This is a genomic window from Enterovibrio sp. QJM3NY_24 (genome assembly GCF_057786035.1).
Window position 1 is genome coordinate 3,118,886 of sequence record NZ_CM173519.1, and the last position, 20,222, is coordinate 3,139,107.

At 48.0% G+C, this 20,222-nt stretch carries 18 protein-coding genes and 2 pseudogenes; 9 read left to right on the top strand and 11 right to left on the bottom strand.

From position 1 onward, the window contains the following. Positions 1-2 precede the first annotated feature (2 nt). Positions 3-2,462 carry an ATP-dependent helicase HrpB gene (gene hrpB, locus AC3CIC_RS13925; RefSeq protein WP_488514889.1) on the bottom strand — a complete coding sequence of 820 codons (2,460 nt, stop codon included), beginning with the start codon at positions 2,460-2,462 and terminating at the stop codon, positions 3-5. A gap of 161 nt (positions 2,463-2,623) precedes the next feature. Between hrpB and sfsA the strand changes: the two genes are divergently transcribed. The 7 genes from sfsA to panC all read left to right on the top strand — a co-directional run bounded on the left by sfsA (position 2,624) and on the right by panC (position 8,581). Beyond that, positions 2,624-3,346, top strand: a complete 723-nt coding sequence (gene sfsA / locus AC3CIC_RS13930) for a DNA/RNA nuclease SfsA (protein WP_017007180.1) — start codon at positions 2,624-2,626, stop codon at positions 3,344-3,346. A 120-nt stretch (positions 3,347-3,466) separates the two neighbouring features. After that, the gene (dksA, locus tag AC3CIC_RS13935; protein ID WP_016960702.1) at positions 3,467-3,916 is read left to right on the top strand and encodes an RNA polymerase-binding protein DksA; all 450 of its coding nucleotides are present in this window, start codon (positions 3,467-3,469) and stop codon (positions 3,914-3,916) included. A 78-nt stretch (positions 3,917-3,994) separates the two neighbouring features. After that, positions 3,995-4,867 (top strand): tRNA glutamyl-Q(34) synthetase GluQRS, encoded by an 873-nt coding sequence (gene gluQRS / locus AC3CIC_RS13940; RefSeq protein ID WP_488514890.1) that lies wholly within the window; start codon positions 3,995-3,997, stop codon positions 4,865-4,867. A gap of 104 nt (positions 4,868-4,971) precedes the next feature. Further along, positions 4,972-6,363, top strand: coding sequence for a polynucleotide adenylyltransferase PcnB (gene pcnB, locus AC3CIC_RS13945; protein WP_488514891.1), 1,392 nt, complete (start codon positions 4,972-4,974; stop codon positions 6,361-6,363). After that, a complete protein-coding gene (folK, locus tag AC3CIC_RS13950; RefSeq protein WP_016960705.1) occupies positions 6,360-6,842 on the top strand; it encodes a 2-amino-4-hydroxy-6-hydroxymethyldihydropteridine diphosphokinase in 483 nt (160 codons plus the stop codon). The genes pcnB and folK overlap by 4 nt, the downstream gene beginning before the upstream one ends. A gap of 51 nt (positions 6,843-6,893) precedes the next feature. Next, positions 6,894-7,688, top strand: a complete 795-nt coding sequence (panB, locus tag AC3CIC_RS13955; protein ID WP_016960706.1) for a 3-methyl-2-oxobutanoate hydroxymethyltransferase — start codon at positions 6,894-6,896, stop codon at positions 7,686-7,688. Between the two features lie 14 nt (positions 7,689-7,702). Next, a complete protein-coding gene (panC, locus tag AC3CIC_RS13960) occupies positions 7,703-8,581 on the top strand; it encodes a pantoate--beta-alanine ligase (RefSeq protein WP_016960707.1) in 879 nt (292 codons plus the stop codon). Between the two features lie 115 nt (positions 8,582-8,696). Here the strand turns inward: panC and AC3CIC_RS13965 are convergent, their stop codons facing one another. From AC3CIC_RS13965 to AC3CIC_RS13975, 3 genes are read right to left on the bottom strand one after another with little or no spacing between them, the layout of a single operon-like run. Then, on the bottom strand, positions 8,697-9,467 hold the full coding sequence (locus AC3CIC_RS13965; protein ID WP_394211605.1) for an ABC transporter permease: 771 nt from the start codon (positions 9,465-9,467) through the stop codon (positions 8,697-8,699). Then, positions 9,464-10,387: an ABC transporter ATP-binding protein gene (locus AC3CIC_RS13970; protein WP_016960710.1), complete on the bottom strand. Its 924-nt coding sequence runs from the start codon at positions 10,385-10,387 to the stop codon at positions 9,464-9,466. Before AC3CIC_RS13970 ends, AC3CIC_RS13965 begins: the two co-directional genes overlap by 4 nt. A gap of 17 nt (positions 10,388-10,404) precedes the next feature. Then, positions 10,405-12,057: a SulP family inorganic anion transporter gene (locus tag AC3CIC_RS13975; protein ID WP_488514892.1), complete on the bottom strand. Its 1,653-nt coding sequence runs from the start codon at positions 12,055-12,057 to the stop codon at positions 10,405-10,407. Between the two features lie 210 nt (positions 12,058-12,267). Between AC3CIC_RS13975 and can the strand changes: the two genes are divergently transcribed. Further along, a complete protein-coding gene (can, locus tag AC3CIC_RS13980; protein ID WP_394211607.1) occupies positions 12,268-12,918 on the top strand; it encodes a carbonate dehydratase in 651 nt (216 codons plus the stop codon). A 64-nt stretch (positions 12,919-12,982) separates the two neighbouring features. Here the strand turns inward: can and hpt are convergent, their stop codons facing one another. Further along, positions 12,983-13,516, bottom strand: a complete 534-nt coding sequence (gene hpt / locus AC3CIC_RS13985; RefSeq protein ID WP_016960713.1) for a hypoxanthine phosphoribosyltransferase — start codon at positions 13,514-13,516, stop codon at positions 12,983-12,985. 245 nt (positions 13,517-13,761) lie between these two features. Between hpt and AC3CIC_RS13990 the strand changes: the two genes are divergently transcribed. Beyond that, positions 13,762-14,367, top strand: coding sequence for a TetR/AcrR family transcriptional regulator (locus tag AC3CIC_RS13990; protein WP_488514893.1), 606 nt, complete (start codon positions 13,762-13,764; stop codon positions 14,365-14,367). 99 nt (positions 14,368-14,466) lie between these two features. On the opposite strand, the pseudogene AC3CIC_RS13995 reads toward AC3CIC_RS13990, so the two are convergent. From AC3CIC_RS13995 to leuD, 6 genes and pseudogenes are all read right to left on the bottom strand, one after another. Beyond that, positions 14,467-15,494, bottom strand: a pseudogene (locus AC3CIC_RS13995) (ABC transporter ATP-binding protein). Beyond that, positions 15,491-17,122, bottom strand: a complete 1,632-nt coding sequence (locus AC3CIC_RS14000; RefSeq protein WP_488514894.1) for an ABC transporter permease — start codon at positions 17,120-17,122, stop codon at positions 15,491-15,493. Before AC3CIC_RS14000 ends, AC3CIC_RS13995 begins: the two are co-directional and overlap by 4 nt. 74 nt (positions 17,123-17,196) lie before the next feature. Continuing rightward, complete coding sequence (locus AC3CIC_RS14005; protein WP_016960717.1) at positions 17,197-18,213, bottom strand: Fe(3+) ABC transporter substrate-binding protein; 1,017 nt, start codon at positions 18,211-18,213, stop codon at positions 17,197-17,199. Between the two features lie 168 nt (positions 18,214-18,381). Further along, a pseudogene (locus AC3CIC_RS14010) lies at positions 18,382-18,639 on the bottom strand (ammonium transporter); the annotation flags it as partial. A 75-nt stretch (positions 18,640-18,714) separates the two neighbouring features. Then, the gene (locus tag AC3CIC_RS14015) at positions 18,715-19,596 is read right to left on the bottom strand and encodes a LysR family transcriptional regulator (RefSeq protein ID WP_129494415.1); all 882 of its coding nucleotides are present in this window, start codon (positions 19,594-19,596) and stop codon (positions 18,715-18,717) included. Positions 19,597-19,622: 26 nt separating this feature from the next. Beyond that, positions 19,623-20,222 (bottom strand): 3-isopropylmalate dehydratase small subunit, encoded by a 600-nt coding sequence (gene leuD, locus AC3CIC_RS14020; protein ID WP_488514895.1) that lies wholly within the window; start codon positions 20,220-20,222, stop codon positions 19,623-19,625.

Consider the following 20,222-nt stretch of genomic DNA (forward strand, 5'->3'; position numbering starts at 1 on the left):
GTTCAGGCGTCCGGTTTAAAATGGCGTTTGGTTAATGTCGTCGGCTGATGATTCGCAGGATCATCAGGCCAAACATGCTTAGGGTATCTACCCTTCATTTCTTTTTGCACGTCACGGTATGTGCCTTGCCAAAAGCCCGCGAGATCTTGCGTGATCTGCAAAGGGCGTTGCGCAGGGCTCAGTAATTCCACCAGCAAAGTCACCTTGCCATCAGCAATCGCTGGAGACTGCGCCTGCCCATACATTTCCTGCATACGCACCGCGAGCGTTGGTTTTTGATCGAGCTGATAACGAATAGCGTGTCGACACCCCGTTGGCACTTGATAAGTTTCTGGCAACAATCGGTTCAGCTCTTTGGTCGTCGTCCAACCAAACCACGCTTCCAGCGCACTAAAGATATCGACTTTTTTCAGATCCTTCATTGAGCGCACGCCCGTCATAAAAGGCGCTAGCCACTCATCCAACGAAGAAAGCATGCTTTCCTCGTCAAGCGCAGGCAGGCTAATTGGCAGTTGCCACGCCAGTGCACAACGCGCACGGACCAACAGACTTTCCGCTTTTTTCGGCAAATCCAAACAAGCCAAACCTTTTCGTTTGATGGCATGCAGTAATGCTTGCGTCATCATCTCATCGTTTCGCTGAGTGATGGGTTTGCGTGACAGGATAATCTCGCCACAGCACATTTGCATTTCCGCGACCAATGCGCCTTTTTTATCATCCCAGTCTACCCACTCTCGCTGAGAAAACAGTGAAGGCTGCAGGGTTTGTAGCGTTGAAAAGTCAGCTCTGCATGCCGTAAAAATACGGCTATCGCCTTGCGACACACTCATAAGATCAACGGCGATCAAAGCTTCTTCGCCTGAGAGCGGATGATCGGCATCGATCTGCGCACCATGGCCGTTACTTAACAAGAAGCGACCATTGTTGCCTCGAGATTTAGCGATACGGTCAGGCCACGCCGACGCCGCCAGCACAGGCAAGATATGTGGGTTAATGTCTGAAGACAATGTTGCCCCCAAACGGCCCGCAAGCTGAGAAGCCCGTTGTCGATGCGGTCCTTTCTGCGCAGCAATCATGGAAAGTTGCAGTCTTAAGTCAGGCTCTGTCTTTCCACGAAGTGGCTCTTCTGCCCAAGCAGCCAGCCAACATGCCGTTGAAATAGCGTCATCCCCCAGCATGTTGGCGGTATAAAGCATGGCCCCGAGTCGTGCGTCCGTGCCAAACGCCACCACCTTCTTGCCTTTGGCGGTCAATGCACTATTTGTATCAAGTACGCCCAATTGCTGAAGTAGCTTAACGGCTTGCTGCCAATGTGCCGTGGGCGGAAGGTCAAGCCATTGCAAATCTTGCGCACCACAGCCCCACAGCACCACCTCCAACACCAGTTGCATCAGATCGCTGGTGACAATTTCAGGATCAGGCACGGCTCGCATACGCTGGAAAGTATCTTCACTATATAGACGAAGGCAAATCCCCTCGGATAATCGCCCTGCTCGCCCCATTCGCTGAATGGCGGATGAGCGAGAAATCTGAACCGTTTCCAGCTTGGTGATCCCAGATTTACGATTAAACCGCGCAACGCGCTCTAGGCCTGAATCCACCACTAAGCGAATACCTTCAATGGTCAAACTGGTTTCGGCAATATTGGTCGCCAGTACCACTTTACGTTTGCCATTGGGCGCTGGCGCAATCGCGTCTTGCTGTTCGTTGGCGGAAAGCTGCCCATATAAAGGACAAATCATCACATGACTTGGGACGATTTCAGCCAGCGCACTGGCAGTGCGTTTGATTTCTGCCACACCCGGCAAGAAGACCAGTGCCGAACCTTCCTCTTTATTAATGAGTTTGGCTATTGCACTGGCAACGGCACTTTCATAACCGTACTGGCGAGCAATTGTGAAATAGCGGGCCTCGACAGGAAAACTTCGACCTTCAGAAGACACAACGGCAGCATCAGGTAACAACCCACTTAACGCGTCGCTATCGAGCGTGGCAGACATCACCAGTAAGGTCAGGTCATCGCGCAGCCCCGCTTGAACATCCAGTGAGAGTGCTAGCGCCAAATCAGCATGTAAGCTTCGCTCATGGAATTCATCAAAAATCACCAAGCTGACACCCTCAAGCTCAGGGTCAGATTGGATCATTTTTGTCAGCACCCCTTCGGTGACAATTTCAATGCGAGTTTTGTCACTTACACGGGTTTCACCGCGAACGCGCAAGCCAACGGTTTCGCCGACTCGCTCTCCGTGTTGCGATGCGAGAAAGCGAGCAATGTTACGCGCGGCAAGACGACGGGGTTCAAGCAGGATAATTTTTCCGTCGAAAACCTCTCGCTCTAGCAGTACCAGTGGCAAGCGTGTTGACTTACCCGCACCCGGCGGTGCTTGTAAAATCACATGTGAACAAGTGTGCAATGCAGATATCACGTCATCAAGGACGCTATCGATGGGGAGCTGTGACAAATCAAAAGCCTTTGTGTCAGAATTACCTGCAGAGTATACCCGAGTCACTTCAAGATGCAGGGTTCAGATACCACCAAAACGAAGACACTGTATTCGCTGCCCCAATCGCAGAGCACTGTCAGGATTACAATGCGTATTTCATTCGCACAGCAAGGACGTCCATGAAATTTGAACCCGCTTTAAAATCAGCGACCCTACTTCGCCGCTACAAACGCTTTCTGGCTGACGTGCAATTGCCCGATGGCAGTGAACGTACTATTCATTGCGCTAATACTGGGGCAATGACAGGCTGTGCGACTCCGGGCGACAAAGTGTGGTATTCCACATCAGATAACGTGAAGCGCAAATACCCAAACAGTTGGGAGCTGACTGAAACAAAAGCGGGCCATATGATTTGCGTCAACACTGCGCAGGCAAACCGTTTGGTTGTTGAGGCAATAAAAGAAGGTGCAATAAAAGAGCTTGAAGGTTACCCCACCCTTCGAACTGAAGTGGCTTACGGAGAAGAAAAAAGCCGAATCGATGTCTTGTTGCAATCCCCGACGCGAGAAGACTGCTATATAGAAGTGAAAAGTGTCACATTACTCGAAGACAATGATCAGGGCTATTTTCCCGATACAGTCACAACGCGAGGCCAAAAACACCTCAGAGAATTAGCAACCTTGGCGCAACAAGGAAAACGTGCCGTTCTCCTCTTCGCAGTGCTTCACTCTGGCATTGACAAGGTTTCACCTGCAAAACATATAGATGCGGTCTATAATCAGTTACTTATAGAAGCTGAGTCGCTTGGTGTAGAAATTCTGTGTTATCAAGCCTCACTCTCATCAGAGATGATGAGCATAAATAATAGGGTCCTGTTTTCCCAGTTTCGAGAAAAAATGTAGACATCTTCACACTGGGATTACATGAGGCAAAAACAAAGATTGCCTCACTATAGGGTTTCTGATATAGATACCGCCCTCTTTTGACCAAGCAGGTCAGGGTGTATTTAGGAGAACGCTTACATGCCAGAAAGCAAAGTTAAAAGATCGCTAGGCATCCTGGCTACGGCTGGGTTAGAACCTTACCAAGAGAAGGCTGGCGAGGAATACATGAATGATCTACAAGTAGATCATTTCCGTAAAATCCTCCAAGCGTGGCGCAACCAGCTCAGAGAAGAAGTTGACCGTACTGTGCACCATATGCAAGACGAAGCTGCAAACTTCCCTGATCCAGTAGACCGTGCTGCACAAGAAGAAGAATTCAGCCTTGAACTACGCAACCGTGACCGTGAGCGTAAGCTGATCAAGAAAATTGACAAAACATTGCAACGTCTGGAAGACGACGATTTCGGCTTCTGCGATTCATGTGGTGTAGAGATTGGCGTTCGCCGCCTTGAAGCTCGCCCGACCGCAGATATGTGCATCGATTGCAAAACTTTGGCAGAGATCAAAGAGAAGCAAATGGCAGGCTAAGCCTACCGCTTCATCGAGATTAATGGCAAAAAGGGAGCGGATGCTCCCTTTTTCCTTTTTACGGTAGGTTAAATCACCATGCAGTACGTCGGGCGCTTTGCCCCTTCTCCTTCAGGTCCTCTCCATTTTGGATCACTGGTCGCTGCTCTCGGCAGTTACTTGCAAGCACGTGCCAATCAAGGGCATTGGCTAGTACGTATAGAAGACATTGATCCACCTCGTGAAGTAAAAGGCTCCGCCGACGCGATTTTACACACGCTAGATGCCTACGGTTTGCATTGGGACAACACCGTGTTGTATCAACACACACGCTATGACACCTATCAATCTCAAATCGAGACGTGGCTGAATGATGGAAACGCCTACTTCTGCCAATGTACACGCAGACAAATCAAGGATTCAGGTGGAATTTACCTCGGTACGTGTCGCCATAGAACCTTAAATAGCGAACATTCCGCCGTACGTATTTGTATCGATAATCCCGTTGCTGAATTCATCGACATCAAACATGGCACCATACAAATGGATAGCACCATGGCGACAGAAGATTTTATAATCAAACGTCGTGATGGTTTATTCGCTTATAATCTTGCTGTTGTCCTGGACGATATTTATCAAGGTGTGACCGAAGTTGTCAGAGGCGCCGATCTGATCGAGCCGACTGGCAGACAAGTTTCTCTTTATCAGAAACTCGACGCATCCCCTGTCAGTTATTTGCATTTGCCACTTGCACTCAACGCTGACGGGAATAAGCTTTCTAAACAAAACCACGCACCCGCAATCGACAATGCAAATCCAGGCCCAGCATTGGAAGCGGCAATGGCCTTTTTAGGTCATCACGTTCCCGTCGATTTACACGGTGCGAATAGGGAAGAATTGTTACTTTGGGGCATCGAAAATTGGCAGATCCGTAAATTGCCAATTGCCACGGAAGTGATTACAGCTTTCTAAAATGCGAGGGCGTGATATATGATATGCCGTCGTTTTTATAGACCGACCTGTCAAATACGAGGTGAGTTATCTTTAATCGAGTTACCAGCTTTTGCCGTAAGGTATTGAATCGCGATAACAAAACACGCGAGGTTACTGACCTAAAGCTTGAAGTTATTCCTCGCCAAGAGCACGGTATATCAAGAAAAGGTATCAGCGAAAATGCGCTGAAAGTGCTTTACCGCCTGAATAAAGCGGGTTTTGAGGCATATCTTGTTGGCGGCGGCGTGCGTGATTTAATGCTAAATACGCAACCAAAAGACTTCGATATCGCAACCAATGCGACCCCGGAAGAGGTGCGTAAGCTTTTCCGTAACTGCCGTTTAGTCGGCCGTCGCTTCCGCCTTGCTCATATCCTTTTTGGACGAGATGTCATTGAAGTGGCAACGTTCCGTGGACACCACGGCAGCGAAAAGGGCGAGAAAGGTGAGAAAGGTGAAAAAAGTGAAAAGGGCGAGAAGAATGCCAGCCAATCAAATGATGGCATGCTACTTCGTGACAACGTCTATGGCTCTATTGATGAAGATGCCGAACGCCGCGACTTCACCGTTAATGCCCTGTATTACAACATCGACGATTTCTCGATACGCGATTATGCTGGCGGTGTTGAAGACCTTAACAATCGCGTGATACGCCTTATTGGCGATCCAGAAACACGCTATCGTGAAGATCCGGTTCGCATGCTTCGCGCCGTGCGCTTTGCTGCCAAGCTAGACATGACCGTGAATGAAGCCACTGCTGCTCCAATTCCAGCGCTGGCTCATTTGTTGCGGGATATTCCCGCTGCGCGTCTGTTTGAAGAAAGCTTGAAACTACTTCAGTCTGGTTACGGTTCACAGACCTACAAACTGTTGCGTGATTTCAATCTATTTACGCCGCTGTTTCCTATCTTGAGTGAACACTTCACCGAAGATCGCAACAGCAAGTGCGAGCAAATGATAGAGCTTGTGCTGAAATCAACAGATGAACGTGTTGCTAGCGAACAACGTATCAATCCGGCCTTTATGTTTGCCGCGATGCTATGGTACCCGCTAGAAACTCGCGCGGAAGAAATTGCCTTCGAAAGCGGTCTAAGTTACTACGATGCCTTTATGGTCGCGGCAAACGACATACTGGACGAGCAAGTTAAAAGCATTGCTATTCCACGTCGATTTACCGCCATGATCCGAGACATCTGGCAACTTCAGCTTCGCCTGAGCCGTCGTTCTGGCACTCGCGCATACAAGCTACTGGAACAAAACAAGTTCCGCGCTGCGTTTGATTTCCTTGAGATGCGTGGTGAAATCGAAGGCGGTCAGTTGCAAGAACTGGCGCAGTGGTGGGATGACTTCCAAAAAGCTGACCGTGATGGACGTAACGACATGGTGCAAGTGCTGAACAAAGCCAGCTCGGCCAAGAAAGTACGCCGTCGTCGTAAAGCCAAGCCGCGTCGCCGGAAGCCGACCCAAGAATCATGATCCGAGCTTACATAGCGATAGGCAGCAATCTGGGTAATCCGGTAGAAAAAGCGCAGTGTGCTATTGAAGCACTGTCGCAGCTACCGGACAGCCAACTGACTGCTTGTTCATCGCTCTATAGTAGTAAGCCGATGGGTCCCTCAGACCAACCTGATTACGTGAATGCAGTGGTTTCTATTGACACCAAACTGCTTCCGTTGGATCTTCTTGATCACACACAACGTATTGAGTTGGCGTTTGGTCGAGAGCGCAAAGATGAGCGCTGGGGACCACGAACACTAGATTTGGATATTCTCCTTTATGGTGATGTCCAACTAGAGAGTGAACGGTTAACCGTTCCACACTACGGGATGAAAGTACGGGAATTCGTGCTTTTCCCTCTCGCCGAAATAGCCCCTGACTTGCACCTGCCCGATGGCAGTGCTGTCGCCGATTTAGTCGCCGTCACGGATAAGAACGGTCTGACTGCTATCGCGTAAGCACAAAAGCCTCAGCATCAACACCATAGCAAGCAGGGTTTGGGAGACGATATGAAAAAAATTACGATAAATACCTTAATGGCATGGAAGCAAGAGGGACGTAAATTTGCCTCGGCAACGGCTTATGATGCTAGCTTTGCTCAACTTTTTGAAGCACAAGAAATGCCCGTCCTGCTTGTTGGCGATTCACTCGGTATGGTCTTGCAGGGTAAAAGTGACACCCTGACCGTATCCGTTGATGAAATTGCCTACCACACGCGCAGCGTTCGTGCAGGAAGCCCAAATTGCCTCCTAATGGCTGACATGCCTTTCATGTCTTTTGCCACGCCAGAGCAAGCCTGCGCTAATGCCGCCGAATTAATAAAGGCTGGCGCCAATATGGTGAAACTGGAAGGCGGTGCTTGGCTTGCCGAGACCGTAACCATGTTGACTCAGCGTGCCGTACCTGTGTGTGCTCACCTTGGTCTAACGCCTCAATCTGTCAATGTTTTTGGTGGTTTCAGAGTGCAAGGTCGTGACGAAGTCAAAGCCGAGCAAATGGTACAAGATGCTTTGGCATTAGAAAAAGCAGGTGCACAAGTTATTTTGCTGGAATGCGTACCTAAAGCCTTAGCCGCACGTATCACTGACGCCGTGCGCGTCCCTGTGATTGGCATTGGCGCGGGCAACGCGACCGATGGTCAAATTCTGGTGATGCACGACATGTTTGGCATTTCAGCCAACTACATTCCGCGCTTTTCAAAAAACTACCTCGCGAGCACAGGCGACATGCGTCAAGCCGTTTCGCGATATATCGAAGAAGTTGCAACTGGCGAGTTTCCTGGCCCAGAGCAGACGTTTAATTAAGGAATGCTGAATTTATGCAAGTGATCGCTGACATTGCCCCACTACGAGATCAGATCCTTCAATGGCGTCGTGACGGGCAGCGAATTGCATTCGTCCCTACCATGGGGCATCTTCACGATGGCCACCTAACTTTGGTTCGACGAGCGCGTGAAAACGCCGATATTGTGGTAGTCAGCATTTTCGTCAACCCTATGCAATTCGACAAAGCAGATGATTTAGCGGCCTACCCTCGTACCTTAGATGAAGATGTTGCCAAGCTAAACAGCGAAGGGGTAGAAGTGGTGTTTACACCATCCCCAGAGATGATGTACCCCAATGGCATGGAACAACACTCATTTGTTGATGTACCTGGCCTTTCGAGCATTCTTGAAGGATCATCACGACCAGGACACTTCAAAGGTGTCGCGACGGTCGTCAGCAAGCTATTTAACATGGTTCAGCCTGATGTTGCCTGCTTTGGTGAGAAAGACTACCAACAACTTGCCGTGATCAACAAAATGGTCAACGACCTGTGTATGCCAGTTGAGATTGTTCCCGTACCCACGGTACGTGAAATGGATGGTCTGGCAATGAGTAGTCGAAACACTCGCTTGACGGTTGACGAGCGTCAACGTGCGCCCGTACTCGCCAAAACACTTCGTTGGATGAGCAGCCAAATGCGCGGTGGTCGCACCGATTACAGTGAATTGATCCTTGATGGCAACGACCAACTTCGAGCCGCAGGCTTGGAGCCCGATGACATTTTCATTCGTGATGCTCATACTCTGTTGCCTATCGTGGAGCAGTCTTCCAAAGCGGTTATCCTTGCGTCGTGCATGCTTGGACAAGTGCGTCTCATCGACAACCTGAGTGTGGACTTAGCGCCGCCCATCAGCGATGACAGCGAAGAGTGATGCAAAGCGCAACACCGAATAAACACTAGATAAACAAAAACCGCCGAAAGGCGGTTTTTGCTTTTTCGCATCAAACGCACCCGTTGATGCAAACTCATGTTGTGATTTCTGGTGACTAGCTTCTTAAACCAATACCTCGACTAATGAGATACCACGCGATGGTATACAGCACAGCAATCGCCCCAATTAGCACGGAAAATGAGGTATAGATACTCACATCTGACACGCCCAAGAAGCCATAACGGAAAGCATTCACCATGTAAACAATAGGATTTAGCTTCGAAACGCTTTGCCAAAATTCAGGCAACAGAGACAGCGAATAGAATACACCGCCAAGGTAGGTCAACGGTGTAAGGATAAACGTTGGAATGATACTGATGTCATCGAACGTTTTCGCATACACCGCGTTAATCAAACCGCCGAGAGAAAACAAGATCGACGTGAGCAACACTGTCGCGACAATCACGCCAAGATGAGCGATGTTCAGATCGACAAAAAACATCGATACAACCGACACGATAAGCCCAACGGCCAAACCACGGCTCACTCCGCCGCCCACATAGCCCGCGATAATGATGTAATTCGGCACAGGCGCGACCATTAGCTCTTCAATGTTGCGCTGCATTTTGGTGCTAAAGAATGACGAGGCGACATTCGAATATGAATTGGTGATCACCGACATCATGATCAAACCCGGCACGATATACGCCATATAACTAAAACCGCCCATCTCGCCGATGCGGCTACCGATAAGGTTACCGAAGATAACGAAATACAAGGTCATGGTAATGGCGGGGGGTACCAAGGTTTGCACCCAAATGCGGCTGTATCGCGTAATTTCTTTGATCAGCAAGCTTTTAAAAGCGACCCAATAGGCTTTGTTCATGCAGAAGTCCCCTCGCTGTTGCGCACTAAATTCACGAAGAGTTCTTCCAATCGGTTCGCTTTGTTTCGCATAGATTGCACTTGGATACCTTGTTCTGACAACTGTGCAAACACCGTATTCAACCCCGTGTTTTTATGGATTTCCACTTCCAACGTGTGGTCATCAACTTGCTGCCACTTTACGTTTTCTAACTTCGTCACCTTGCTGTCTGGCGCAAGGTCTAACACGAAGGTTTCCACATCCAGCTTTTTCAACAGCGCCTTCATCGACGTATCTTCCACCAACTCTCCACGGTTAATAATGCCGATATTTCGACACAGCATTTCCGCCTCTTCGAGGTAATGGGTGGTCAAGATAATGGTGATACCTTGCTCGTTGATTTCCTTCAAAAACGTCCACATTGAGCGACGTAATTCGATATCAACGCCCGCTGTGGGTTCATCAAGAATAAGAAGCTTAGGCTCATGCATCAATGCACGCGCAATCATCAACCTACGTTTCATGCCACCAGATAGCGTTCGAGAAGGTTCATCACGCTTCTCCCACAAATCCAGCAGTGTTAGGTACTTCTTCGAACGCACTTTCGCTTCGGCACGATCAACGCCGTAGTATCCCGCTTGGTTGAGAAGAATTTGTTCAACTTTTTCGTATTGGTTGAAATTAAACTCTTGCGGCACCAAGCCAAGCTGCCTTTTGGCATCAACAAGATGAGTATCAATGTCGTAACCAAAAATTTTCACTTTGCCGGACGTCTTATTCACCAAAGAGCTAATAATGCCAATGGTGGTGGACTTTCCTGCGCCGTTAGGGCCCAGCAGGGCATAAAAATCACCCTGTTGTACCGATAACGACACGCCTTTAAGTGCATGAACGTCCTTGCCATACACTTTGATCAGGTTATCTATCTCGATTGCTTTCATAAATAGTTTTAATTCTTTTAAGGCATGACTTCCGTTAACCGCTTTGCGGCATGCAATGCGTCGTGACGAGAGTCGAACGTGTGCGCATCATTGACCCAATCACCCACATGAAGGCGTTCCAATTGCTCTCTTGTTTGCTGATGAGGACATAAAAGAAAAACGGTGCAGTTCACTTCACGGGCATCTTTGATGGCATTTTCAAGCGCAAGACCAACGGTCATGTCGATCAGAGGCACATCGCTCAAATCCAAAATCATGACACGATATTCACCAATTCGGGCATGTTGCCGCGAAATAGCTTTTGATACGCTGAAGATCATTGGGCCGGACAGATAGAAAAACAACACCTTTCCATCAGAACTGTCTAATAGCGCCCGTTCGTCTTCACTAAGGGGCACATCATCATCATCGGCATCACTGATGGCTTTCACTTGCTTGGCCTGCTCGCGACTCAAACGCTCAATAATCACGATGTTGGAGATAAAAACCCCAAGCCCCACCGCCACAATCAAATCCACAAACACAGTCAATGCCATCACTCCATACATGATGGCGGTTTGATGCAAACTGACCTTGTGCGCTCGTTGCAAAAAACTCCAATCAAGTATGTTGATACCGACATACAAAGCAATACCCGCCAACACAGCCATTGGAATCGGTTCGGTTAAAAAGCCGGCCACCAATACCACCGCAGCAAGGATCAAAGCGCGAACGATTCCCGAAAGCGGTGAACGCGCCCCCACCTGCACATTCACCACAGTTCCCATGGTGGCACCTGCGCCAGGCAATGCACCAAACAGACCCGAGATCATGTTTGCAATGCCTTGACCACGAAGCTCTTTATCTGAGTTGTGCTCTTCACGAGTCAATGAATCCGCGATAACCGCAGTCAGCAAGGTATCAATACAACCGAGCGTGCCTAGAACCAGCGCGTCAATCACCATGGTTGTGAGCATTTCTGGCGTAAAGGTGGGCATGACCATTGAAGGTAGACCTGTAGGAATTTCACCAATACGGCGAATACTGTCGAGGTCGAACAACATGAGTGAAAGCAAGGTCACGAGTACCAACGCCACTAATTGAGCAGGCACGTAGCGGCGGTATTTTTTGGGGAAAAGGAAAAGAATGGCAAGGGTCGAAAGCCCTAGAAATAGCTCTTTGAAACTAAGGTTAGCAACGGTATCAGGAAAGGACTGAAGTGTCCCGATCACCCCTCCTGCCGGCGCTGCGTGCCCCATGAGCGGGCTGATTTGCAGCAAAATTAGAATGACACCAATACCCGACATAAAACCGGATATGACGCTATAGGGCATTAACGTGATGTACTTGCCCAGCTTGAGGGTGCCGAGAAGCACCTGAAATGCACCTGCCATCATGACCACAGTAAAGGTCATGGCCAACCCTGTTTCCGGATAACGCGCCATCATCGACGTCAATACTGCCGTCATGATCACTGTCATCGGCCCTGTAGGCTCTGAGATCAGGCTTGATGAACCACCAAACAGAGCGGCAAATAATCCAACGAGAATTGCGCCCCATAAGCCCGCTTCAGCGCCAGCTCCCGACGCCACACCAAATGCGAGTGCGAGAGGTAAAGAAATAATCGCGGTCGTTACACCACCAAAAATGTCACCTTTTAGGCTCCATTGTTTGAATCGGTCAAAATTCACAACTTGCTCCCTTTTATTACTTCCTTTTTCGGCAAGCCACCGAATTGCGCCGCTAGTATACCGATGAAACACAATTTGAGGGATCTGTTATACCAATGCTAATGCTGGTAAGAGGAGCTAATATGTTGAGAAGGAAGTGTTAAATTGTATCTAATTATGATCTTGAGTGGTGTATAGTGTCTCGCAGCGCACGTTTTGAGGGGAGCCTTCATGGCACAAATTAAGCAGCTTTTTGCGAACAACGTGAAATGGTCAAAAACCATCAAGGAAGACAGTCCGGCTTACTTTGCCGAGCTTGCTCAATCACAACATCCAGAATACTTATGGATTGGTTGCGCAGACAGTCGTGTTCCCGCAGAGCGGCTGACTGGCTTAGATTCTGGTGAGCTTTTCGTTCACCGAAACGTCGCCAACCAAGTCATTCATACTGATTTGAATTGCCTGTCCGTCGTGCAATATGCAGTGGATGTTCTCCAAGTCAAACACATCATTATCTGTGGTCATTACCGTTGTGGTGGTGTTCATGCCGCAATCGAAAACCTTGAACTTGGGCTAATTAACAACTGGCTCCTTCATATTCGTGACATTTACCGCAAGCATAAAAGCTACTTAAGCTCCCTCAGCATTGAAGAGCAAGGCAACAGGCTGTGCGAAATAAATGTAGCGGAACAGGTATACAACCTTGGCAACTCCACCATTCTTCGATCAGCATGGGAGCGAGGCCAGGACGTCAAAATACATGGCTGGTTCTATGATATCAGCGATGGCGTGTTAAAAGACTTGGGTATGAATGCCAACAGCCTTAAAACGTTAGAAGCGGTGTATGAAGATGCAATGGCTGAGTTGATCCCCAACAAATAGCCGAAGCAACGAAATAAAAAGTGAATACAAAAAAGCGACCAACGTGGTCGCTTTTTTCATGCCATCAATCTTCCAATGGAACGACTTTGCCAATATATGGCAGATGACGATATTTCTGAGCGTAATCGATACCTACACCCACAACAAATTCATCTGGGATTTTAAAGCCATACCAATCAACATGAACATCCACTTCGCGACGCTCAGGTTTATCTAGCAAGGTACAGATGCGAATAGACTTAGGCTCACGAATAGACAAGATTTCACACACTTTGCTCAGCGTATTCCCTGTATCGATGATGTCCTCGACCAAAAGCACGTCTTTGCCTTTAATATCATCATCCAAATCTTTCAGAATACGCACATCACGCGTACTTTCCATCGCGTTGCCATAGCTAGAGGCTGTCATAAAATCAACGGTATGTGGCAATTCTATGGCGCGAGCAAGATCTGCCATAAAAACAAATGAGCCACGCAATAGGCCCACCATCACTAAATCTTCAGAGCCTTTATAGTGTTCTGTAATTTCAGCGCCTAGCACTTTCACGCGCTGTTGGACTTCCTGCTCTGAAATCATCACTTCTACGGTATGTTTCATTATAAACCTCGACGGTTTTCCGCCTGACTACCTGTGTAAATGAGGTTGAGTATTCTATCACTGTGCAAACTCGACGCCTACTCTCGATACACGTCAAAATTTCGACGCTTTATATGGACAGTTCGTTGTTCTGCAACTTGTTGCTGTTGTACACTTCGCAAGCAGTTGTTAAATATCACATTAAACCTATATAAATATTGCAAATTGCAAAAATTATTAGCGAGTTAAAGTTGGCAGGAACCAGGATGGCTACTTCAAGTGGACGTACAAGAACCCGATTGTCGCCGGAGCAGAGAAAAGAACAACTGCTCGGATATGCGCTTGAGGTGTTTTCAAAGCGCGGCATCGGACGCGCAGGGCATGCAGACATCGCCGATATGGCAAATGTCTCTGTGGCTACCGTATTTAACTATTTTTCAACCCGTGAAGAGTTGGTTGATGTTGTACTCAACCAAGCGGAAAAAGAGTTTCAACAACTCATTTCCCACAATATCAAACTTGGCAACGGCGATGCACATGCATCCCTATCTCACGTCGCATCAGCATTAATCAATGCGGCATTAGACGATAAAGAGTGGCTCAAAGTCTGGTTTGAATGGAGCACCTCCATTCGTGAGGATATTTGGCCAAACTTTGTCAACGGCAAGAACGTCGTTCTGGAGCAATACGCAAGTTTGTTTGAGCAAGGCATTGCATCAAAAATACTGCCTGCTAATCGAGAGCCCATGGAAATGGCTCGGATGTTCGATGGCGTATGTTACATACTTTATTTGCAAGCCCATCAGCAACCTGACAAGGACGCATTGACCCGTCAGGCTGAAGGCTACATAGACATGCTTTGCAGTAAATAAGCGAAATATTAAGTACTAAGCAGTAAACCAATGTGCTTAATTAAAAAAACCGGCTATTCGCCGGTTTTCTTTTGTCTGCACATTATATACCGTGAACATTTACTGCGAAGCAAACAAGACAGGCGGGTGTGGACGGATATTGAGATTGACGGTATCGCCCATTTCCAGTAACTGGTTTGAATACACCATCAATGTCTGGTCATTCACTTTCACCAGATAGCGACAACTGTCTCCCATAAACTGGGCATCTATCACGACCCCTTCACCCGATGCATCGGATGAAATGGTCAGGTTTTGTGGACGAATGAGCCATTCGAGCATGGTTTCATTTTCAGCGTGCTCAATGGACACTCACCAAATGGAGTACTCATCGAGTTGTCACCATTCAGTGATACGGGTACATACGAACCGTGACCAAGAAAATCAGCCACAAAGCGACTGCTTGGCTGGTAATACAAGGTGGTGGCATTGCCATATTGCTCAATCACACCATGATTCATCACTGCCAGCTTATCGGCGAAAGCAAACGCCTCCTCTCGACTGTGTGTCACAAAGATCGCCGTCACGCCCTGCTCTTTGAAAATTTTACGAATTTCCTTAATCAAGCTATGACGCACTTGCGTGTCAATATTTGAAAAAGGTTCATCTAGCAATAAAAGGTCAGGTTTACACGCCAGTGCACGAGCAATCGCAACGCGTTGCTGCTGACCGCCAGACAATTGGTGCGGATAGCGACTTTCCAATCCCTCCAGCTTCACCAACACCAGCATTTCTTGCACCCGTGCCATCACATCAGCTTTCTTCCAGCCGGAGAGGCCAAAAGAAACATTTTCAGCCACGGTCAGGTGAGGAAACAAAGCGTAATCTTGAAAAATCATCCCAATATTGCGTTGCTCAGGAGGAACGTTGAGGTGATCGTCCACGATCGGGCGGCCATTGATGGTCATCTTTCCGCTATCTAATGGCAACAGACCTGCAATCGCTTTCAACAATGTCGTCTTGCCGCAACCGCTGGCACCCAACAAACAGACAATCTCGCCTTTTTCAACGCTAAACGACAAGTCGCTTAACACGGCCTGACCATTGTAACGACAGATTAAATTGCTAACAGTTAGCGCATCACTCATGAGTGGCTTTGCTCCAAAGAACGGTTAATCATGATCAGGGGGACAAGCCCTACCAGTACCAGAAGCACCGCGGGCAACGCTGCATATTCAAGATGCTCATCCGAGGCATAGTTGAACACGAAAGTCGCCAGCGTTTCGAAGTTGAACGGGCGCAGTAACAGCGCAGCATTCAGCTCTTTCATCGACTCGATGAACACCAATAACATCGCAATCAAACACCCTCGACGAACAAGCGGTAAATGCACACGCTGGATCATCCCACGCACGTTGCAGCCCATGGTTCGCGCCGCCATATCTAACGAGGGCGATACTTTCGCTAAACTTGATTCCACACTGCCAATCGCCACGGCACTGAATCGCACCACAAACGCCATTAACAACGCAAACATGGTGCCAGAGAAGAGCAGCCCTGGCCTGCCCCAGTCCATCGCTTTGGCAATGTCATTAATAAGATGATCGGCGCTGGTCAAAAAGATAAGTACACCAATGGCCAATACTGTTCCTGGCACGGCATAACCCAGTGATGCCATACGCATCGGAATGCTACTGACCGCATTGCCAGCAAGGCGGCGATAAAAATTAACGACAAGCGCGATAACCAATGCCGCAACTGCTGCAATAGTAGACACGTATAAGCTGTTTACGCTGTATTGCGCGAAATCTTGTATCGAGCTACTCGCATGGTAATCCCACGCGTAAATGACAAGTTGAGCCAACGGGGCAACAAAAGCGATCACAAACAATCCCCAGCACCATATCGTCGCGAGGAATTTGTACTTCCCTTGTAATGGCGTTTTGGCGATCTTGTCTGGCGACACATTCTGGCTAAACAGTTTTTGCTTGCGGCGACTGTAACGCTCGGCACTTATCAGCAAGAAAATCACCACCAACATCATGGCCGATATTTTTGCTGCCGCATTAAGGTTGGAGTAACCCAGCCACGTATCGTATACCGCGGTCGTTAGTGTACTCACGGCAAAATAGCTGACGGTACCAAAGTCTCCAAGCGCTTCCATCGCTACTAAAGAAGCACCCACCGCAATGGCTGGACGCGCAAGTGGTAGAGAAATACGGAAAAAGCTTTGCAGCGGCGAGCATCCCATTAAACGAGCAGACTGGGTGAGCGTCAGGCTTTGCTCCATAAACGCAGCGCGAGCGAGCAAATAGATATATGGGTGCAGAACCAGTGACAGTACAAAACACGCACCTGGCAAGGTTCTTAAATCAGGAAACCAATATTGCGCGGCAGATGTCCACCCAGTTATGTCTCTAAGAAACATCTGAATGGGGCCAGCAAAATCAAACCAATCGGTATAGATATAACCCACGATATAGCCTGGCATCGCGAGTGGCAGTACAAGTGCCCACTGAAGCCAGCGGTCACCGGGTATCGAATAGTTGGCCATTAACCAAGCTGAAGGGATCCCCATGAGCAGTGACAAACCCACGGTGCCAACAACCAAAAGGGCAGTATTGAGGGTATAGGTACCCATTACCGTCGACATAAGGTGACCAAACACTTGGTCGGATTCACCTATCGCGGTATAGAAGATCGCTAAAATCGGCAAAACCAGCAGTAAGGATAATACCCAGCTGCTGGTTTTCAAAAATCGGTTCTGTTCTAACATTGCCTACTACAAATTGGCGTCAGAGTGCAGCAAGGGGGAACACTGCTCCCCCTTAACCGCTTAGATCGAAGCGATTACAAATCAAACTTCGTTTCATCAAGAAGCTTCATCGCCTTCTCATGATTCTCTGCAACGGTTTCCAGAGGCAGTTTGTCTGCACGGTAATCGCCCCATGATGCCACCAGCTCAGAGCTTGCTGCGCCCGGCTTAACTGGATCTTCATAGTTCAGTTCCGCGTACATTTTCTGTGCCACGTCTGACGTCAAAAACTCCATCAGTTTTTGCGCATTATCTTTATTAGGTGCGAATTTCGCCATGGCCATGCCACTCACGTTAACGTGAGCGCCTTGCGCATTTTGACCTGGGTAGTTCAGATAAACTGCTTCAGCCCACGCGTGCTGTTTTTCATCAGCCAGCATTTTGCCGAGGTAGTAACTGTTGCCCAGAGAAATGTCACACAGACCTTCGGAAATGGCTTTAACTTGCGCTCGGTCGTTGCCCTGTGGCTTACGTGCCAAGTTAGCTTTTACGCCTTCGAGCCATGCCTTTGCTTCTGCTTCGCCGTGATTTGCTATCACAGATGAAACAAGGGACACATTGTATGGGTGTTTACCTGAGCGAGTACAGATTTTTCCTTTCCATTCAGGCTTAGCGAGATCCATGTAGTCAAAATCGTCGCCTAATTTACCAACACGGTCGCGTGAAGAGTAAACACTGCGAGAGCGCAACGTCAGTGCAAACCAACGATCATCGCTATCACGAAACTGTGAAGGAACGTTTTCATCAATCACAGTGCTATCAACAGATTGGATCAAATCCTTATTGACCAATTCTTTCAAGCGAGCAATATCCACCGTCAGCAATACGTCGGCTGGGCTGTATTCGCCTTCCTGTTGAAGCTTTTCAGCCAAACCTTCTTTTGCAAACTTCACGTTTACTTTAATACCGGTTTCTTTGGTGAACGCGTCTAGCATTGGCTCTATCAAAAATGGCTGGCGGTAAGAATAGACATTCACTTCTTCCGCAGCGTTTGCCGCGCCCGCGCCTAAAACTCCTAGCATCAGTGCCGATGCTGACAGCAAATTTTTCATTCCTTGGCTTTCCTAAACTGTAATGAGAACGTTTATCAATGCGATTAGTATACACATCCTTATTTACGGTGCAACAAAATGTGCATGAACGAAAAGCAAAAAAAAGCCCCGCATTTTGCAATGCAGGGCTAGCTATTGAGTTAAAGCGAACTCGTTTAGCGTTAAATATTAGCTCACGCTGACGAACTCAGGGTAAGCATCCACACCACAATCGTGGAAATCCATGCCTTCAAGCTATTCTTCCTCAGTGACACGAATACCCACGGTGGCTTTCAGTACAGCCCAGACCACGAGGCTTGCACCAAATACCCAAGCGAAGATAACCGCCGCACCGAACAACTGTGCACCAAACGATGCATCTGCATTGCTGAATGGCACGACCATCAGACCGAACAAACCACACGTACCGTGCACTGAGATTGCGCCAAAGGAACCAAAGGATAAACACACCCAAGGCAGCTAGCGGTATGTTTGAGCCTAGCGTTGGGTGAATATCTTAAATCAGATGACGACTTTTACTGCCTTCAAAAAATCTTCGATTGTTGGCGAGTTACTCGCTTTTCGATAGGCGACATAAAGCTCGATTTTTTCGTCATCAGCATCAAATGGAACGAAGGAGACGCCTTTGGGTGCGATGCTTTTAACCCATGCAGGGGTCAAAGCAATACCGAGGCCATTGATGACAAACTGAAGCATGGTCGATTTATCGATAATTTCGCAGGTGACTTTTGGCTGAACGCCAATTTTACGAAAATTGTGCCACAACATATTGTGAAGAATAGGTCGTGCATGTTTGGGGTAACCAACAAATGCTTCATCAACCAAATCGGTTGTCTTAAGTGACTTTGCTTTTGACAGAGGGTTGCTATTCGATAAAACAACCATCACCTCTTGGCGTTGAAGCAACTCACTGGTGATATATTCGTCATCTGGTGGTGTGCGGACGAAAGCAATATCGGTGCGATGATTAACCAGTTCTTGTGTATGTTTATCAGAGGATGAAATCTCTAATACCTGCACATGAACATCTGGGTTTGTTTTCCTAAACTCGAGCAATGCTCGGGGTAATATCATCGAGATAGCTTCATCTACACCGCTCACTCTAATGTTTTTTAACGCAGCCCCAACGTTGTGCTTTGCTTTAGAAAGTGACGTTTCAACATCATTCAAAATACGTTTGGCATCGCCAAGAAAGCCCGCACCTACTTGCGTCAGGCTGACTTGTCGCGTGGTACGGAAAAACAGCGGTGCGCCAATTTCGTATTCCAGTGCAGCAACACGTTCAGACAGCGCTGATTGGCTTAGCCCAAGACGTTCGCCAGCACGGCGAAAATGTAGCTCTTCAGCAACAGCCACAAAACACTCTAATTGCCTAATATCCAATAGCCCCACCTATCCCGTATACCTATTTATTGTTGGACGCTGACATGCTGATTGTCATTCAGCTTTGCTTCATAGGCTTGAATGTCTGACACCAATTTCAGCGTATCCAACGTATCATCACGACCTTCGATCAACCCTCGCTGAGTTGCTGGATCCATGGTGAAATCAACATTCACGTTTTTACCTATGATCTTGAGGGAAGCAATATCAATTTCAATATCGTAACCTTCTGAATTAGAAGCCAGTTCAATCAATTTGTCACGTTCTTCAGCCGTTACCATTGGCAAAGCCAAGCCGTTTTTACGCGCATTGTCGTAGAAAATGCCGGCAAACTCGGTGCCGATAATGGCCTTAACCCCCAGTTGCATCATTCCCCACACCGCATGTTCACGACTAGACCCGCAACCAAAGTTATCGCCCACAATCAAGATCGACGCATTCTTCCATTCCGGTTTATTTAAGACAAATTCAGGGCGACGGGCACCGTTATCATCAAAACGCAAATCAGCAAATGCTCCGTCTGCGAGTCCTTCACGAGTAATGGTGATCAAAAAACGCTTGGGCATGATGACGTCGGTATCTACATTTGCCATCGGTAGAGGCGCGGTTTGTCCTTTAATATTCAT

What these genes read in the sequence shown, in the direction of transcription:
- hpt (WP_016960713.1), bottom strand. Translation starts at nt 13,516, where the DNA reads ATGAAACATACCGTAGAAGTGATGATTTCAGAGCAGGAAGTCCAACAG.
- AC3CIC_RS13990 (WP_488514893.1), top strand. Translation starts at nt 13,762, where the DNA reads ATGGCTACTTCAAGTGGACGTACAAGAACCCGATTGTCGCCGGAGCAG.
- AC3CIC_RS13965 (WP_394211605.1), bottom strand. Translation starts at nt 9,467, where the DNA reads ATGAACAAAGCCTATTGGGTCGCTTTTAAAAGCTTGCTGATCAAAGAA.
- panC (WP_016960707.1), top strand. Translation starts at nt 7,703, where the DNA reads ATGCAAGTGATCGCTGACATTGCCCCACTACGAGATCAGATCCTTCAA.
- can (WP_394211607.1), top strand. Translation starts at nt 12,268, where the DNA reads ATGGCACAAATTAAGCAGCTTTTTGCGAACAACGTGAAATGGTCAAAA.
- AC3CIC_RS13970 (WP_016960710.1), bottom strand. Translation starts at nt 10,387, where the DNA reads ATGAAAGCAATCGAGATAGATAACCTGATCAAAGTGTATGGCAAGGAC.
- AC3CIC_RS14005 (WP_016960717.1), bottom strand. Translation starts at nt 18,213, where the DNA reads ATGAAAAATTTGCTGTCAGCATCGGCACTGATGCTAGGAGTTTTAGGC.
- gluQRS (WP_488514890.1), top strand. Translation starts at nt 3,995, where the DNA reads ATGCAGTACGTCGGGCGCTTTGCCCCTTCTCCTTCAGGTCCTCTCCAT.
- AC3CIC_RS14000 (WP_488514894.1), bottom strand. Translation starts at nt 17,122, where the DNA reads ATGTTAGAACAGAACCGATTTTTGAAAACCAGCAGCTGGGTATTATCC.
- dksA (WP_016960702.1), top strand. Translation starts at nt 3,467, where the DNA reads ATGCCAGAAAGCAAAGTTAAAAGATCGCTAGGCATCCTGGCTACGGCT.
- sfsA (WP_017007180.1), top strand. Translation starts at nt 2,624, where the DNA reads ATGAAATTTGAACCCGCTTTAAAATCAGCGACCCTACTTCGCCGCTAC.
- folK (WP_016960705.1), top strand. Translation starts at nt 6,360, where the DNA reads ATGATCCGAGCTTACATAGCGATAGGCAGCAATCTGGGTAATCCGGTA.
- panB (WP_016960706.1), top strand. Translation starts at nt 6,894, where the DNA reads ATGAAAAAAATTACGATAAATACCTTAATGGCATGGAAGCAAGAGGGA.
- leuD (WP_488514895.1), bottom strand. Translation starts at nt 20,222, where the DNA reads ATGAATATTAAAGGACAAACCGCGCCTCTACCGATGGCAAATGTAGAT.